The organism is Actinomadura syzygii (genome assembly GCF_008085905.1).
Lineage (GTDB): Bacteria > Actinomycetota > Actinomycetes > Streptosporangiales > Streptosporangiaceae > Spirillospora > Spirillospora syzygii.
In genome coordinates this window covers 96,952-114,420 of record NZ_VSFF01000008.1, presented here as the reverse complement: position 1 = coordinate 114,420, position 17,469 = coordinate 96,952, and the positions used below count along the sequence as shown (strand labels likewise).

At 72.3% G+C, this 17,469-nt stretch carries 11 protein-coding genes; 9 read left to right on the top strand and 2 right to left on the bottom strand.

Annotation, left to right across the window (positions count from 1 at the left end):
* Window positions 1-40 precede the first annotated feature (40 nt).
* Window positions 41-2,611, bottom strand: a complete 2,571-nt coding sequence (locus FXF65_RS21030; RefSeq protein WP_148351704.1) for an ATP-binding SpoIIE family protein phosphatase — start codon at window positions 2,609-2,611, stop codon at window positions 41-43.
* Between the two features lie 205 nt (window positions 2,612-2,816).
* On the opposite strand from FXF65_RS21030, the gene FXF65_RS21025 reads away from it, so the two are divergent.
* The 7 genes from FXF65_RS21025 (at window position 2,817) to FXF65_RS20995 (ending at window position 12,429) form a co-directional block, all read left to right on the top strand.
* A complete protein-coding gene (locus FXF65_RS21025) occupies window positions 2,817-3,605 on the top strand; it encodes a TetR/AcrR family transcriptional regulator (RefSeq protein ID WP_148351703.1) in 789 nt (262 codons plus the stop codon).
* A gap of 165 nt (window positions 3,606-3,770) precedes the next feature.
* Window positions 3,771-6,917, top strand: a complete 3,147-nt coding sequence (locus tag FXF65_RS21020; RefSeq protein ID WP_148351702.1) for a M14 family metallopeptidase — start codon at window positions 3,771-3,773, stop codon at window positions 6,915-6,917.
* Between the two features lie 405 nt (window positions 6,918-7,322).
* A complete protein-coding gene (locus FXF65_RS21015; protein WP_148351701.1) occupies window positions 7,323-7,922 on the top strand; it encodes a sigma-70 family RNA polymerase sigma factor in 600 nt (199 codons plus the stop codon).
* Between the two features lie 354 nt (window positions 7,923-8,276).
* A complete protein-coding gene (locus FXF65_RS21010; protein WP_148351700.1) occupies window positions 8,277-8,699 on the top strand; it encodes a CBS domain-containing protein in 423 nt (140 codons plus the stop codon).
* A gap of 140 nt (window positions 8,700-8,839) precedes the next feature.
* A complete protein-coding gene (locus FXF65_RS21005) occupies window positions 8,840-9,658 on the top strand; it encodes an ANTAR domain-containing response regulator (RefSeq protein WP_246198985.1) in 819 nt (272 codons plus the stop codon).
* Between the two features lie 163 nt (window positions 9,659-9,821).
* Window positions 9,822-11,843, top strand: a complete 2,022-nt coding sequence (locus FXF65_RS21000) for a SpoIIE family protein phosphatase (protein WP_148351698.1) — start codon at window positions 9,822-9,824, stop codon at window positions 11,841-11,843.
* A 73-nt stretch (window positions 11,844-11,916) separates the two neighbouring features.
* Window positions 11,917-12,429 (top strand): DUF6328 family protein, encoded by a 513-nt coding sequence (locus tag FXF65_RS20995; protein WP_148351697.1) that lies wholly within the window; start codon window positions 11,917-11,919, stop codon window positions 12,427-12,429.
* A 40-nt stretch (window positions 12,430-12,469) separates the two neighbouring features.
* Here FXF65_RS20995 and proS read toward each other — a convergent pair whose 3' ends face one another.
* Entirely contained in the window at window positions 12,470-13,918 is a 1,449-nt protein-coding gene (gene proS / locus FXF65_RS20990) for a proline--tRNA ligase (RefSeq protein ID WP_246198984.1), read from the bottom strand.
* A gap of 102 nt (window positions 13,919-14,020) precedes the next feature.
* Between proS and FXF65_RS20985 the strand changes: the two genes are divergently transcribed.
* Together FXF65_RS20985 and FXF65_RS20980 are read left to right on the top strand one after the other, a co-directional pair.
* On the top strand, window positions 14,021-15,715 hold the full coding sequence (locus FXF65_RS20985) for a proline--tRNA ligase (protein WP_148351696.1): 1,695 nt from the start codon (window positions 14,021-14,023) through the stop codon (window positions 15,713-15,715).
* A gap of 43 nt (window positions 15,716-15,758) precedes the next feature.
* Complete coding sequence (locus tag FXF65_RS20980; RefSeq protein ID WP_148351695.1) at window positions 15,759-17,402, top strand: ABC-F family ATP-binding cassette domain-containing protein; 1,644 nt, start codon at window positions 15,759-15,761, stop codon at window positions 17,400-17,402.
* Window positions 17,403-17,469: the final 67 nt, after the last annotated feature.

Genomic DNA, 17,469 nt, shown 5'->3' with positions numbered 1-17,469 from the left:
CCGCGAGCCGGGCAACAAACGCAACTCGGACGACGACCGCTCAGCCGGGCAGCCGGTGCTCGAACCACACCACCTTCCCGCGTTCCGCGCGGTGCGTCCCCCAGCGTTCGGACAGGAAGCTGACGAGCTGGAGCCCGCGTCCCGACTCGTCGGTGGCGTCGGCGTGCCGCAGCCGGGGCAGGTCGGCGCCGTCGTCGTAGACCTCGCAGAGCAGCGTCATGCCCCTGATCAGGCGGAGCCCGATGGACCCGGCGCCGTGCACGAGCGCGTTCGTGACCAGCTCGCTGACCAGCAGTTGGACGGTCTCGATCAGCGGTTCGAGGCCCCATTCGGCGAGCTTCGCCCCGGCCTGCGCGCGGACCCACGGGACGGTGCTCGGCACGGGTTCGAGCTCCCAGGCGCCGACGTCGTCCTTCGGGATGCCGTCGAAGCCGACCGCGACGATGGCGATGTCGTCGGCGGGGGTGGCCGCGGCGAGCGTGTCGAGCAGGGAGTCGCAGGTGAGGTCGAGGTCGGAGGTCGCCCCGGTGAGGCGGCCGCGGAGCTCGTCGAGGCCCTGCTCGATGTCGCGGTCGCGGCGTTCGAGCAGGCCGTCGGTGCAGAGGACGAGCTGCGACCCGTCCTCGACCTCGATCTCCATCGCCTCGAACGGCTCGCCGCCGACCCCGATCGGCACCCCGGGCGGGACGGACAGCACGCGGCTGTCGCCGATCGCCGACACCAGCACCGGCGGGACGTGCCCGGCGTTGGCGAACGTGCACACTCGCTCGACCGGGTCGTACACCGCGTAGAGGCAGGTGGCGAGGTAGTCCTCGCCGAGGCGGCGGGCGAGGCCGTCGAGCTGGCGGAGCAGCCGGGCGGGCCGCATGTCCTCCCCGGCGAGGGCGCGCACGGCGGTGCGGAACTGGCCCATGATCGCGGCGGAGGTGAGGCCGTGCCCCATCACGTCCCCGACGACGATGCCGAGGCGGCAGCCGGGCAGCGGGATCGCGTCGAACCAGTCGCCGCCGACCTGGGCGGCCTGCTCGGCGGGACGGTACCGGTACCGGACCCGCGCGCCCGCGACGTCCGGCGGGTCGTCGGGCAGCATGCTGCGCTGCAACTCCTCGGCGACCTGGACCTCCCGCCGGTACAGCCGCCCGTTGTCGATGCAGAGCGCGGCGCGGCGGGCCAGCTCGTCCACCATGGCGAGGTCGAACTCCTCGAACGCGGGCCGGTCGGGCTTGCGGACCAGCTCGAACGTGCCGAGCACCCGGCCCCGCGCGATCAGCGGGACGATCAGCAGCGCCCGCCCGGTCAGCAGCGGCCCGAGGTCGCGGCCGCCGAACGACGCGGCGAGGACCTCGGCGCGGCCGGCCCCGACGCGCGGGATGTGCACGGGGCGTCCGGTGCGCATGGCCTGGACGAACGGCGTCCCCGGCGGGAGGAGCAGCGCCTCGTCCTCGGGGACGACGGCGTCCCAGCGGCCGGGCTCGTCGTTGTGGACGACCGCGACGCGGCGCATCTGCGTAGTCTCGTCGACCTCGTCGACCGGCGGCGCCGAGTCGGCGACGACTCGCTCCAGCAGCTCGACGGCGGCGAAGTCGGCGAGCCGCGGCACCAGCACCTCCGCCAGCGCGCGGGCGGCCTGCAAGTGGTCGAGCGAGCTGCCGATCTGCTGTCCGGCCTCGCCGAGGTAGGTCAGGGGTTCCCTCACGGCCTTCGTCTCCAATCCCTTTTCAGGGCGCGGAATCGGGGCGGGGGGCGGATGCGGCGCATCCGGGCATGGACTACGGGGCGGGCGTGCTGGTCGGGGCCGCCGCGTCGCGCGCCGGGGCGGGGCGGCGACGGGCCGGGGCTCGGCCGGGGCGGGGCCGGGCTCCGAAAGCCGTTCGGGTGAAGTCGGCGGGGCGGACGGCTCTCCCCCGCCGCACGGGACGATCGGCAACCGGATGGTCAGCCCGAGGGACAGGGCCGGGCGGCCGAGCCCGACGACCCGCGTCGCGATCCGCTCGGACGCGGCCGGGCCCATCGCGGCCAGCATCTCCGCCAGCCGGACGGCGAACGGCACGGCGTCCCCGTCGTCACCGGCCCTGTCGTCACCGGCCCCGTCGCCGCCGGTCCCGTCGTCACCGGCCCCGTCGCCGCCGCGCGGGGCCTGGCCCGGCGGCGCGAGCGCGGGCTCGACGCGCAGCAACCGCGCCCCGGCCTCCCGCCTGACGGCGCCGTCCGGCGGCTCGATGGGCAGGTCGCCAGTGGTGACCCAGGGGCCGTCCCGGCGGAGTCGGCGCAGGTCGGTGGCCAGCGCGAGGACGCTGACGTCCGTTCCGCCGGGTTCGGCCGGACCGCCGTCGATCGGGTACACCCACCAGCCGACCTCGGCGCGCTCCCCGGTGTCGACCCGCGGGACGGCGCAGGCGCCGCACCACACGTGGCCGAAGATCCCGGGTTCGAAGGCGCCCCGGTTCTCCGGCGGGAGCCGCAGGAGCGACGCGGGCGAGCGTCCGACGGCCTGGAGGCGGTCGACGCCGAACAGCTCGGCGGCGACGTCGTCCCAGTGGTTGATGCGTCCGCGCCCGTTCAGCGTGAGGGCGGCCATCCGCGCCACACCCAACAGGTCGGTGATGACCATGCGATCCCCCTTTCCGGGAGCGCAGCTGATGCAGACGCTCCCGGCAACTCGCAGTAAAGGAGACGTTACCTCGTGTAAGAATTCCGCGCTGAAGGTCGGCGGAACTCTTCCCGAGTGAGCGCTCACTCACCATCGCGCGACGTGCTAACGTCCAGAGCAGGCGGCCTGTGCGCAACGGCCGAGGAGACGAACGACGGGAGACGGGGTGGCGGCGGGCTCGACGGCGAGGGCGGCGGCCGGGTCGATGCGGGACCGGATCCTGGCGGCGGCGGTCGAGGTGATCCGCGCCCGCGGGATCGTCGCGGCGACGACCAAGGAGATCGCACGCAGCGCGGGCGTCTCCGAGGGCAGCCTCTACAACCACTTCGCCAACAAGACCGCCCTGTTCGCGGCGGCGCTCGGCGAGGTCACCGGGACGGCCCGCGCCGCGATGGCGGCGCTGCTCGCGTCCGCCGGGCAGGGCACGGTGGAGGAGAACCTCGTCCGGCTGGCGTCCGACATGGTGCGCTTCTACGGCGAGCTGCTGCCGATGACCGGCCCCGTGCTGGCCGACCCCGAGCTGATCGCCTGGCTGCGCGACGACGGCCCCGCCAGGGCGCGGGCCCGCGCGGCCCACCCGGCCCCACCGCGATCCGGGCAAGCACAGACGGACGCGGCGGCCAAGACGCGCGCGGGGGCCGAGAGTGGCCAGGACGGCGCGAGCCCGCCGCACGGCGCCCCCGGCGGCCCTCCCGGCGGTCCGACGGCCGGCCCGGTGATGGGCCACGCCGCGCTGATCGGGTACCTGGAGGCGGAGCAGCGGGCGGGCCGCCTGTCCCCGGACGCCGCCCCGCCGTTCCTCGCCGCGGCCCTGCTCGGCGGCTGCCAGCAGCACGCCTTCCTCACCCGCCTGGCGGGCGCGGACGCGGTGGCGGCGGGCGCCCGGCTGCCCGCGGCGCCGGAGGAGTTCGCGGCGCGGCTCGTCCGGACGGTCCTGGCGGGCCACCTCCGCTAGGCCCCGGGCGAGCGGCCCCGCGACCGCTCCCGGACACCGCCGCTCACCGCGCGCGACGCCCGGATGACCGAATGCGGCTTAGTACGCCAAAGGCCCATTGACACCTTTCCTCCCCCGGCAGAAGATCACGCAGCCCCCACGTCGATCTCCTGCAAGGGAGGCGCGATGTCGCGCACTGTGTTCCGGCGCCGAAGACTGACCCCGGTCCTCGCCGCCGCCGCGCTCCTGATCGGAGCGTTCAACGCGGCCCCCGCCGCGGCCGCACCGAAGCCGTCCCCGGCGTCCGGCGCGGCCGTGGACGTCTACGCCGCCGAGCTGACCTCCACCCAGGTCGGCACGCTGGACCGCCTCGGCCTCGACCGCGAGGACGTCAAACTCTCCAAGGGCGCCAAGAAGGACACCGTCCACGTCGAGGCCGTGCTGAGCCAGGCCCAGGCCACCGCTCTCAACCGGCAGGGCCTCGGCCTGACGGTGAAGAGGGTCGGCGGCAAGGACGCGCGGCAGCGCGCGCTGGCCGCCCCCGCCCCGAAGGTATTCCGCCCCTACTCGGGCGCCGGGAACATCCACGACGAGCTGGTCAAGGTCGCCGCCGACCACCCGTCCATCGCCACCGCGGTCGACATCGGGACGTCCCTCCAGGGCAAGCCGATCACCGCCGTCAAGGTCACCAAGGACGTCCGCGGCAACCGCAAGCGCCCGGTCGTCGTCTACCAGGCCGCCCAGCACGCCCGCGAGTGGATCACTCCGGAGATGGTGCGGCGCCTGCTCCACTACTACGTCGAGGGGTACGGCACGAACCCCGAGACGACGAAGATCGTCGACACGACCGAGCTGTGGTTCGTCCCCGTCGTCAACGTCGACGGCTACGACCTGACCTTCCAGGACGGCTTCCGCCTCTGGCGCAAGAACGCCCGCGACAACAACGGCGACGGCCAGATCACCGGAGCGGACGGCGTCGACCTCAACCGCAACTTCCCCTACAGGTGGGGCTACGACAACGAGGGCTCGTCCGACCAGCCCGCCAACCAGACCTACCGGGGCAAGGGGGCGGGCTCCGAGCCCGAGACGCAAGCGCAGGTGGGGCTCTACAAGAAGCTCCGCCCGTCCTACCTGGTCAACTACCACTCGGCGGCCGAGCTGCTGCTGCACGGCGTCGGCTGGCAGGCCCTGACCCGCAGCCCGGACGACGTGATCCACGACGCGCTGCTCGGCGACATCGACCACGCGGCCGTCCCCGGCTACACGCCCGAGCTGGGCGCGCAGCTCTACACGACCAACGGCGACACCGACGGCCTGGCCGACAACGTCTACGGCGCCCTGTCGATCACGCCGGAGATGGCGACGTGCGCGACCGCCGCCCGCTCCGACCCGAACGACCAGTGGGAGCCCGGCGACTGCGCCAGCGACTTCGAGTTCCCGGACGACGAGACGCTGATCTCGAAGGAGTTCCAGAAGAACCTGCCGTTCGCGCTGTCGGTCGGGAAGTCGGCGCAGAAGCCGGACGAGCCCGTCTCCGCCGTCGGACGCACCGCCCCCGACTTCGAGACGGACGGTTTCACCACGTCCTACGGCTCGTCGCAGCAGGTCGCCTCGGTGATCCGCCGTTCGCTCGGCGACAAGGAGCTGAAGTACCGGGTCAACGGCGGCCGTACGCGCACCGAAGACGTCCGCGAATGGCGCGGCGGCGAGCGCTTCGGCGACGAGAACAACGTCTACTACGCCGAGTACCGCGGCAGGATCGAGCGGCAGAAGCCCGGCGACAAGGTCGAAGTGTGGTTCACCGGCGAGAAGGGCCACAAGAACGTCGAGAGCAAGCACTTCACCTACACGGTCCGCGATCAGAACAAGGCAGACGTCCTGGTGATCGCCGACGAGGACTACACCGGCGTCAACCCGACCTATCCGCCCGGGACGAACCAGCCCCGCTACGCGCAGCAGTACGCCGACCTGGTCAAGGCCGCCAAGCACCGTCCGCTGGTCTGGGACATCGACAAGGACGGCGTCCCGCACGACCTCGGCGTCCTGAAGCACTTCAAGGCCGTCGTCTGGTACCTGGGCGACAACCGCCTCACCCAGGACGCCGCCGACGACCCGGTCAAGACCTACCTGGGCAACCAGCCCGACTCACAGGTGGCGGACCGGGAGAAGGACCTGCTGCTGTCCGTCCGGTCGTACCTGAACGAAGGCGGCAAACTCCTCCACGCGGGCGAGACGACCGGGTATTACGGCCCCGTCAGCCGCCTGAACGGAGGGGGCATCTACTACGGCCTCAAGGGGCACCCTGAGAAGCCGTGCGTCGTCAAGGGCAACTTCCGCGACGACTGCGAACTCCTGTCGGACGACTTCTTCCAGTACTACCTGGGCGCGTACGACAGGCAGCGCGTGGGCGCGCCGACGGCGTTCACCGGGGACAAGGCGCCGTTCGACGGCGTCACGGCCAAGCTCACCGGGACGCCGAGCAACCCGGTGAACGAGGCGGGCGGGTTCCAGGTGACCTCGACCGTCCTGCCCAAGGCCCAGTTCCCGCAGTTCACCAGCTGGAAGGCGGGCGACTACGCGGGCGCGGCGGCGCCCACCGAGCCCGTCGAGGGCCAGTACTACGTCGCGGGCCCGCACCAGGACGGCCTCTACCGCCGCCTGACAAGGACGATCGACCTGTCCTCGATCACGGCCGCGCAGGCGCCGACCCTCCAGGCCCAGCTCTCCTACAGCACGGAGACGGGCTTCGACAACGTCATCCTCGAAGCACACACCGCCGGCTCCGAGGACTGGACGACGCTGCCCGACAAGAACGGGAGGACGAGCACGGCCGTCCCGGAACAGTGCGAGCAGGGCTACCTCCTCGACATGCATCCGTTCCTCGGCCACTACCTCACCAGGGGCAACCCCTGCGGCAACACCGGATCGTCCGGCCAGTGGAACGCCATCACCGGCAACTCCAACGGCTGGGTCCCGGTCGCGTACGACCTGTCCGCGTACGCGGGCAAGAAGGTCGAGGTCTCCATCGCCTACGTGAGCGACCCCGGCAGCGGCGGAACCGGCCTGTTCATCGACGACACCAAGGTCACCACGACCTCCGGGACCGTCGACGCCGAGGGCTTCGAAAGCGGCCTCGGCCCCTGGACGGTCCAGCCCGCGCCGCCCGGCAGCCCCGGTAACCCCACCGAGTTCGCCCGCTCCCAGGCGCTGATCGACTCCGTCTCGTCGGTCGCGACCGAGAACACCGTCCTGCTCGGCTTCGGCATAGAGCAGGCGGCGCCCGCCGACCAGCGGACGCTGGTGGCGAGGGCGCTGGGGCACCTGATCGACTGACCGACCGGTCCCCGGGAGCCGGCGGGGCTCCCGGGGGCCCCCTATATCGCCGGTTCAGCACCGGTACGAGCAAAACGCGACCGGATGTGATGGACGACACGTGACCGCGCGCAACCTTTCGGCCCCTCCCGTGCGTCTTACCTGACGAAGACCACCGACGGGTGGAAGCGATCCGATCGCGCAAGGCCCGCGACGTCCCGTGAACCGGGGTCGCCCTGGCGAAAGCCGATCCACGCGGACTCCCGGCCGCCCCTCCGCACGAGGCCAGCGGCCCATCCGAACCCGTCGGGAACGGTGGCACGTACCACATTACGGAGGGCGGTTCGCCCGCCCGGTCCGCGCGTGCCCCCGAACACGCGCCAGCAACCGGCCCGCCACCAGGGCCTCTACCTACGGGGAGCGACGATGACCGCTGTGAACACGCCCGTCCGCCGGGCGAAGGCCCCCGCGACCGTCGACAGCGCGCGGCGCTACGAGCGCGACGTCCTGCCGCTCGCGGACCCGCTGTACGCCAGCGCCGTCCGGATGACCCGCAACTCCGCCGACGCCGAGGACCTCGTCCAGGAGACCCTGGCCAAGGCCTACGTGAACTTCCACCAGTTCCAGGAGGGCACGAACCTCAAGGCGTGGCTGCACCGCATCCTCACCAACAACTTCATCAACACCTACCGCAAGAAGCAGCGCGAGCCCCAGCGCGCGGGCTCGGAGGAGCTCGAGGAGTGGCAGATCGCGCAGGCCGAGGCGCACTCGTCCGGCTTCCGCTCCGCCGAGTCCGAGGCCCTGGACCGCATCCCCGACTCCGAGGTCGTCAGCGCCCTGCGCGCCCTCCCGAAGGACTTCCGCGACGCCGTCTACCTGGCCGACGTGGAGGGCTACCCGTACAAGGAGATCGCGGAAATGATGGGCACCCCCATAGGCACCGTGATGTCCCGCCTGCACCGAGGCCGCAAGCAGCTACGCGAGTCCCTGGCCGCCCACCGAGCAGCCCACGTCCTAGCCGCGTAACTCCCCGCCAGCCGAAAGATCCCGCAGTCACCCCGCGCTGCGGGATCTTTCATTTCCCCAACAAGCCGCAGCCGCGCAACTACCGTCAGTAAGACAACGATCCGCAACAACCTCAGCCACCACAGCACCCCGCAACAGCCGAAATCGTCGCGATCGCGTCCGAAGGCAGGTTCGAGCGAAGCGAGAACCTGATCGCGAAGCGAGCCGCAAGGCGAGCCGAAGCGATGCAGCGATCGCACGCCTTGCACGACGATGGAGGGCCCCCGGGCCCGAAGGAGGAGTGCAAGGCAATAAATAGGGTAGAGCGGACACGGGCGAACGCGAGCAGCCGGGAACTGGAAGGATGTGCGCGCGATGCCACCTAGGGTCAGCGACGTGATGACGGCGCAGCCGCTGACACTGCCGCTCGACGCGACTCTCTACGAGGCCGCCCGGATGATGCGGGACGAGGGCATCGGCGATGTCCTGGTGACGTTCGCGGGGCGGTTGTGCGGCGTGGTCACCGATCGCGACATCGTGGTCCGCGGGGTCGCGGAGAGCCGCGACGCTTCGCGAACGCCCCTCGGGGACGTGTGCACGGCGGATCTGACCATCCTCCATCCGGACGACGACACGGGGACCGCGGCGCGGTTGATGGCCGAGCAGGCCGTCCGGCGGCTGCCGGTCGTGGACGCCGAGCACCGCCCGATCGGGATCCTGTGCATCGGCGACCTGGCGGTCGTGGACGGGCAGCGCGGCCCGCTGTCGGCCATCAGCAAGGCCCCGCCGAACAACTAGCCGAAAACGATGGTGCCGAACCACGGGGCGGCGGTGTGGATCAGGGCGATATGAACCAGCGTGACCAGCGGCACCACGGACGGGGCGACGGCCAGGCGCCGCCGGTCCCGCAGCCCGCCGGGGAGGCTAATCTCAGAGGGGTGAAGTCCAGCGAAGTCGTCCTGACCGACCAGCTCGCGCTGGAGATCGCGCGGCTCGGAATGGTCGGGGAGTCGTCCGACGTCGGCACCCTGCACCGGGTGACGGAGCTGGCGGCGCGGGTGGTGCCGGGGTGCGCGGGCGCGGCGAGCGTGCGGTGGGCGCTGCCGGAGCTGCCGGGCCTGCCGACCGATCCGGCGCACGACGTGCCGCACGTCCCGCCGCAGAGCGCGACGCCGGACTCGGCGTCCCCGGCGGCGGGGGCGGTGGAGATCAGGCCGGAGCCGCTCGCGGCGGCGGCGAGCCATCCGGATCTGGCGGAGGTGACCGACCGGCAGCTGGCCCGCGGCCGCGGGCCGGTCTTCGACGTGGTGCTCGACCGGCGTCCGCTGTCGTCCGACGACATCCTCGGCGAGACGCGCTGGCCGGACGCGATGGCGGACATGCTGCGCCGCGGGGTGCGCTGTTTCACGACGTCCCCGCACCTGAACCCGCCGGTCCTCGTCACGCTGACGCTGTACGGGGTGACGCCGAAGTCGCTCGGCGACGGGCGGCACGCGCTGGCGTCGCTGCTGCTCGCGCAGGGCAGCGCGGCGGTGTCGAACACCCAGCAGTACGACGACGTGCACCGGACGGCGATGCAGCTCCAGGAGGCGGTGGAGGCGCGGGCCGTCGTCGACCAGGCGAAGGGCATCCTGATGCACGCGCTCGGATGCGACGCCGACGAGGCGTTCGCCGAGATGCGCCGCATCTCACAGACACGTCATGTGAAGCTCACCGCGCTCGCCCAGCGTATCGTCGGCGATCAGGGCCTTCCCTAGATCATGAAGCTAGGCGCATGCCGACGCTGCGCATAAGCTGCGAACCAGAACGCGTGGAGCGGCTCCGACGGTCGTGGTTCCGACGATCGTGGCCCCGTCCGGCCGGGCCCGGACGAGGGGCCGCCCTGGTTCCATCATGCGGCGCGGACGAGAGGGAGACCGGATGCGCGATCAGCCCGACCAGCTCGAACCCGAGACCCTGCTGCGGGAGATCTCGGATCTCGAAGGCCGCATCGGCGAGCTGCGCCAGGCCGCCGGGGTGCCGGAGCCCGACCTGCGCGCCACGCTGGACGCGGCCCTGGTCGAGCTCGAGCTGGCGCTGACCGTGCTGCGGACGATGGGCTCCGAGCACGCCGGCGAGCAGGGCGGGTCGGCCGCGGCGGAGACCGAGCGGCGGGTGCTGCGGACCGTCTTCCAGGACGCTCCCGTCCCGCTGTTCCTGCTGGACCGGAGCACCAGCGTGCGGCGGGCGAACCGGCAGGCCGCGTCGCTGCTCGGCACGTCCGCCGGGTACGTGTCGGGCAAGCAGTTCACGGCGTTCTGCGACATGGCGACCCGCGCGGCGGTGCGGTCGCAGCTGGCGGCGGTGGTCCGGACGGGGCGCCGCCGCCGCGTCCAGGTCCGCTTCCTCGGCCGCGACCGGCCGGTGGACGCGGTCGTGACGCTGGCCCGGGTGTGGATCCGCGGCGAGCCCGACCCGATGGTCGTCGTGGCGGCCGGGCCGCTGAACCCCACGCCGGACGAGCCGCCGACGGGGCCGGTCACGGTGAAGCAGGCGAAGGGCCGTCCGGCGGCGGCGTCGGCGCGGGCGGAGGCCGCGCGGGCGGAGGCGGCGCCGGGCAAGGCCGCCCCGGCCGCGGCGCCGCCGGACGACGAGGCGGTCGCGACGATCGTCCACCGGATGGACGTCCTCGCCACCGCCAGCGAGCTGCTCCTCGACGAGCCGGTCTTCAACGAGACGGTGGCGGTGCGGCGCTGCGCGCGGCTGCTCGCCGCGGAGCTGGCCGACTGGGCGTTCATCGACCTGACCGGCCCGAACGGCGGCCCGTCGGCGTCCGGCCCCGGCGCGGGCGGGACGCCCGCGCTGCGCCGCCAGGTCGTGATGGGCCCGGAGGACGAGCACTCGGTGGAGGCGGCGCGGATGCTGGAGGAGGTCCAGCCCGCCGAGAACACGCTGCCGCACACCGTGTACGCCACCCGGCAGAGCGCGCTGCGCCCGCACCTGGAGAACCTCGACGTGCTCGGCGTGTGCCCGGACGGCCAGCCCATCTGCGGGAAGATCGGCGTGACGTCGGTGCTGAGCGTCCCGATCGAGGACGGCGACCGCTCCCTCGGCACGATCACGCTGGCGGCGAGCGGCGAGTACGGCCCGTTCGACCTCATGGACCTCGGCGTCGTGCAGCGGCTCGGCCGGTACCTGGCGCTCGTGATCCGGGCGGCGCGGCTGTACCGGCGGCGCGCCGAGGTGGCCGAGACGCTGCAGGCGGGGCTGCTGCCGAAGTCGCTGCCGGTGATCCCGGGCGTGCGGGTCGCCGCGAAGTACCTGACGGCGACGCACGGCTCGGAGGTCGGCGGCGACTTCTACGACGTGTTCCGCACCGAGGACGGCTGGGGCCTGATCCTCGGCGACGTGTGCGGCAAGGGCGAGGACGCGGCGGCCGTGACGTCGACGGCGCGGCACTGCGCCCGGCTCGCGTCCCGGTGGAGGTCGCGTCCGGCGGAGGTCCTCGGCATGGTGAACGAGGCCCTCCTCGACGAGGACCGGTTCGTCACCGCCGTGATGGCCGGGCTGTCGCTGGAGCCGGACCGGGTGGTCGTCTCGCTGGGCACGGCGGGCCATCCCCCGGCGGTCGTGGTCCGCGCGGACGGGATGATCAGGTCCGCGTCGCGCGGCGGCGTCCCGCTCGGCCTGTTCGAGGACTTCGAGCCCGGCGTCGACACGGTCGAGCTGAGTCCGGGCGACACGCTCGTCCTGCATTCGGACGGCGTCCTGGAAGCGTGCGACATGCTGCGGCAGGAGTTCGGCCAGGAGCGGCTGCTGGAGGCCCTCGCCGCGCACGCGGGCGACACGCCGGAGGGGATGCTCGCCGGGGTGGAGCAGGCGCTGCTCGACTTCTGCGACGGCGACCTGCGCGACGACGTGTCGATGCTCGCGCTGCGCGTGGAGGCCCCGTCGCTCACCTGAGACGGCCGTCCAATTGAGTTGGACATCACTGACATAGCGGACTGTCGCCCGCTGTGCGGGGTAGATCGCGTCCATGAGCGCCGATTCCGCCGACAAGCCTCGCAACGAGACCGAGCACGAGCGTCTCGACCGGCAGCTGATGGAGCTTCTGCAGGGGTTCCGCGTCGCGGTCACCGGTGTGCAGGTGCTGTTCGCGTTCCTGCTGACCGTGCCGTTCTCCGCCAGTTTCTCCAAGGTCGACTCCACCGGCCGCCCGATGTTCTACGTCGCGCTGTTCGGCGCGGCGGTCGCGTCGATCTGCTTCATCGCGCCCGTGTTCCAGCACCGGATCCTGTTCCGGCTCGGGCAGAAGGCGCTGCTGATCAAGCGCGCGAACCGGTTCGGGATCGTCGGCGCGTTCGCGCTCACCGTGTCGATCACCGCGGCGACGACGCTGATCGTCGAGTCGCTGGAGGACGAGGCGGCCTGGACGGCCCTCACGGCGGCGGCCGTTCTGGCGCTGTGCGGGTGGACGTGGTTCGTCCAGCCGTACCTGACGCGGCTGAGGGCGCACCGCCGCCGCACCGCCGACGGGCAGAGCCCCTGACCGTCCGGTCAGGGGCCCTTGGGCCGGGCCCGGGTGAAGCTCAGTAGGCGCGGCCGAAGATGACGCGCTTGCCGTAGGCGGACGGGCGGCCGCACTTCACGCACACGCCCGTCTCCTCCGGCGCGTCGGCCGGGATGACCCGGGGCGTCGCGGCGGTCTCGGCCTTGATGTCGTCCTCGCAGGCCGTCTCGCCGCAGTGGAGCGCGCGCGCCCAGCCGGACGCGACCTGCGCGACGAACTCGTCCCAGCCCGCCACGGCCGCGGTGTGCTCCTCGCGGAACGCCTCGGCCCTGGCCAGCAGGAACGACTGGAAGTCGGCGAGGATGCCGGGCAGCAGCTCGGGCAGCTTCTCCAGCGGGACCTGCTCCTTGCCCTGCCCCTCGACCGTCGGCAGCCGCCGCACGAGCGTGCCGACCCCGGCCTCGATGTCGCGCTTGCCCAGCTCGATCCGGACGGGGACGCCGCGCATCTCCCACTCGTTGAACTTGAACCCCGGGGAGAGCTGCGGGCGGTTGTCGTCGACGTGGACGCGGATGCCCATCGACTTGATCGCCGCGCCGAGCTTGCGGGCCTCGGCGGCGGCCTGCTCGCCCTGCTCCTTGCGCCCGATCGGGACGATCACGACCTGGTAGGGCGCGAGCCGCGGCGGCAGGACGAGCCCCTTGTCGTCGCCGTGCGTCATGATCACGGCGCCGATCATGCGGGTGGTCATGCCCCAGGACGTGGTGTGCGCGAGCGTCAGCTTGCCCGCCTCGTCCTGGTACTGGATCTCGAACGCCTTGGCGAAGTTGGTGCCGAGGTAGTGCGATGTGCCGTTCTGGAGGGCGCGGCCGTCCCGCATCATGCCCTCGATCGTGTACGTGCGGACGGCGCCCGCGAACCGCTCGCCGGGCGTCTTCTCCCCCGCGACGACGGGGATGGCGGCGAGTTCGCGCGACACGCCCGCGTAGGCGTCCAGGGCCCACATCGTCTCGCGCATCGCGTCGTCCTCGTCGGCGTGCGCGGTGTGGCCCTCCTGCCAGAGGAACTCCGTCGTCCGCAGGAAGAGGCGGGGCCGCATCTCCCAGCGGATCACGTTCGCCCACTGGTTCAGCAGCAGCGGCAGGTCGCGGTGCGAGTCGATCCACTTGGCCATGTACTCGCCGATGATCGTCTCGGACGTCGGCCGCACGACCAGCGGCTCCTCGAGCTCCTTGCCGCCCGCGTGCGTCACGACGGCGAGCTCCGGGGAGAAGCCCTCGACGTGCTCGGCCTCGCGCTTGAGGTAGGACTCCGGGATCAGCAGCGGGAAGGAGGCGTTGTCGTGCCCCGCGTCCTTGATCCGCCGGTCCAGGTCGGCCTGGAGCAGCTCCCACACCCGGTAGCCGTACGGGCGGATGACCATCGTGCCGCGCACCGGGCCGCGGTCGACGAGCTGCGCCTGCACGACCAGCTCGTTGTACCAGGCTGAGAAATCCTCGCTCTGCGGCGTCACACCTTCTCGACTCACGGCAAACAAGGGTACTGACCGGCGGCACCTGGTCATCACGCTTTCCCTGACGGGTCGCGTTCTCTGACGGATCGCTGGTCGGCGCTTCGCTACCCTCTCGGGATGCGCTGGTCCCAGATGTTCGCGCCCACGCTCCGCGACGACCCGGCGGAGGCGGACGCGCCGAGCCACCGGCTGCTGCTCCGCGCCGGGTACGTGAGGCAGCTCACCGCCGGGCACTACTCCCTGCTGCCGCTGGCGGTGCGGGTCCGGGCGAAGATCATCCAGATCGTCCGGGAGGAGATGGACGCGATCGGCGCGCAGGAGATGCTGCTGCCCGCCATGCACCCGGCGGAGCCGTGGCGGCGGTCCGGCCGCTGGGACCTGATGGGCCAGGAGATGTTCCGGCTCAAGGACCGGCGCGGCGCCGACCACGCGCTCGGCATGACGCACGAGGAGATCTTCGCGACGGTCGCCCGCGAGCTGAGCTCCTACCGGCGGCTCCCGCAGCAGTGGTACCAGTTCCAGACGAAGTTCCGGGACGAGCCGCGCCCCAAGGGCGGCCTCATGCGCACCCGCGAGTTCACGATGAAGGACGCCTACAGCTTCGACCTCGACCGTCCCGGGCTGGACGCCTCGTTCGACGCCTACCACGGCGCCTACACGCGGATCTTCGAGCGGCTCGGGGTCCCGGCGCTGCCGTGCGACGCTTCCAGCGGGACGATGGGCGGCTCCGGCTCGACCGAGTTCATGTGCCCGTCCGAGGTCGGGGAGGACTTCGTCGTCCACTGCCCGAACTGCGGTTACGCGGCGAACATCGAGCGGGCGACCTCGGTGCTGCCCGCCGCGTCCGATGGGCCCGGCCTGCCCGCGCCCGAGCGTTTCGACACGCCCGGCGTGCGCACCATCGAAGATCTGCTGGCCTACGACGCTCCGGGCGACCGGCAGGTCAAGACGCTCGTCTACGTGCTGGACGGGGCGCTCACGCTCGTCCTGCTGCGCGGCGACCACCCGCTCAACGAGCAGAAGCTCGTGGACGCGACCGGCACCGCCGAGATCCGCGCCGCCGAGCCGGACGAGATCCAGGCCGCGCTGGGCGCGCTGCCCGGCAGCCTGGGTGCGGTCGGGGTGTCCCTCCCGGTGATCGCGGACGAGGCGCTGCGCGGCCGCCGCGACATGTTCACCGGCGCGAACGCCGACGACACGCACCTGCGCGGCGTGGACGTCGAACGCGACATCGAGGTGGGCCGCTGGGCGGACCTGCGCGAGGTCGCGTCCGGCGAGCGGTGCGTGCGGTGCGGTGAGCGGCTGGAGATCCAGCGGGCCATCGAGGTCGGGCACATCTTCAAGCTCGGCGACAGGTACGCCCGCGCGCTCGGCGTGGAGGTGCTCGACCCGGACGGCCGCCGCGTCCCGGTGATCATGGGCAGCTACGGGATCGGGATCGAGCGGGCGATGGCCGCGATCGTCGAGACCCACAACGACGAGCGCGGCATCGTGTGGCCGCTGTCGGTGGCGCCGTTCCAGGTCGCGGTGGTGGTCGCGCAGTCCGACGACGCGGAGGTCACCGAGGCGGCCGAGGACGTCTACGCGGGCCTCCGGGCGGCGGGCGTCGAGACGGTGATCGACGACCGGGCCGAGCGCGCCGGGGTGAAGTTCCGCGACGTGGAGCTGACCGGCATCCCGTTCCGCGTCACGATCGGGCGGCGCGGGCTGGCGGAGGGGGTCGCGGAGGTCACGACCCGCGCCACGGGCGACACCGAGAAGATCGCCCTGGACGCCGTCGTGGGGCGCGTGCGGGCGCTGGCCGCCCCGTAATTGGTTTGACGCGGCCGGTTCGCCTTTCCGAGACTCGACGACCATGGGACACGTCGAGGTCGGGCACGTCCGCCACACGCTGCCGGACGGCCGCGTCCTGCTGGACGACGTGTCGTTCCGCGTCGGGGACGGTCTGGTGGCAGCGCTGGTCGGCCCCAACGGAGCTGGAAAGACGACTCTGCTGCGCCTGATCGCCGGGGATGCGCCGCCGCAGGAGGGGACCGTCGCGCACAGCGGCGGCCTCGGTGTGATGCGGCAGTTCATCGGCGGGATGCGGGACGACTCGTCCGTCCACGACCTGCTGCTGTCGGTCGCGCCGCCGAGGGTGCGGGAGGCGGCGGCCGCCGTCGAGGCCGCCGAGCTGGTCATGATGGAGCGCGACGACGAGCCCGCCCAGATGCGCTACGCGACGGCCCTCGCGGGCTGGGGCGACGCCGGCGGCTACGAGATCGAGGTGCTCTGGGACGCCTGCTGCGTCGCGGCGCTCGGCGTCCCGTACGAGTCGTGCCGGTGGCGCGAGGTGCGCACCCTGTCCGGCGGCGAGCAGAAGCGGCTCGCGCTGGAGGCGCTGCTTCGCGGCCCCGACGAGGTCCTTCTGCTGGACGAGCCCGACAACTATCTCGACGTCCCCGGAAAGCGGTGGCTCGAAGACCGGCTGCGGGAAACGTCCAAGACCGTTCTGCTGGTGTCGCACGACCGGGAACTGCTCGACCGGTCGGCGGAGCGCATCGTCACGGTCGAGGCGGGGCACGTGTGGATTCACGGCGGCGGTTTCTCCACCTATGCCGCCGCGCGCCGCGACCGGAACGAGCGCCTCGAAGAACTGCGCCGCCGCTGGGACGAGGAACACGCGAAACTCAAGGAACTCGTCAACATGCTCCGCACCAAGGCGACGGTCAACGACGGTTTCGCCTCCCGGTACCGCGCGGCTCAGACGCGGCTGCGCAAGTTCGAGGAGGCGGGGCCGCCGGAGGTCCCGCCGCGCGACCAGAACCTCAAGCTGCGGCTGCGCGGCGGACGCACCGGGAAACGGTCGGTGATCTGCGAGAACCTCGAACTGACGGGGCTGATGAAGCCGTTCGACGCCGAGGTCTGGTTCGGCGAGCGGGTCGCGGTGCTCGGCTCGAACGGGTCGGGGAAATCGCATTTCCTGCGCCTTCTCACGGCCATCGCGGAAACGCTGCCGAGGGGCGCGGCACCCGCGTCCCCGGTCGCGTTCACGGGCACGGCCCGGCTCGGCGCGCGGGTCGTCCCCGGCCTTTTCGCGCAGACCCACGCGCGTCCCGACCTCGCCGGGCGGACGCCCTGCGAAATCGTCATGACCGAGCACGCCCGGCTCCGCAACGACGCGATGAACGCGCTCGCCCGCTACGAAATGCAGCATTGCGCCGAGCAGCCGTTCGAGACGCTTTCGGGCGGGCAGCAGGCGCGCCTCCAGATCCTTCTCCTGGAATTGGGCGGCGCCACCCTCCTGCTCCTCGACGAGCCGACCGACAACCTCGACCTCGCCAGCGCCGAGGCCCTTCAGGAAGGGCTGGAGTCGTACGAGGGGACGGTCCTCGCGGTGACCCACGACCGCTGGTTCGCCCGCGCCTTCGACCGCTGCCTGGTCTTCGGCTCGGACGGCTCCGTCTACGAGTCGGCGGAGCCCGTCTGGGACGAGACCCGCGTAGTCCGCCCCCGCTGAGCCGGTGCCGAGCGGCCTCCCGGTATGGTCATGAAGTTAGAAAGTCAATAACTCTGACCAATACCGG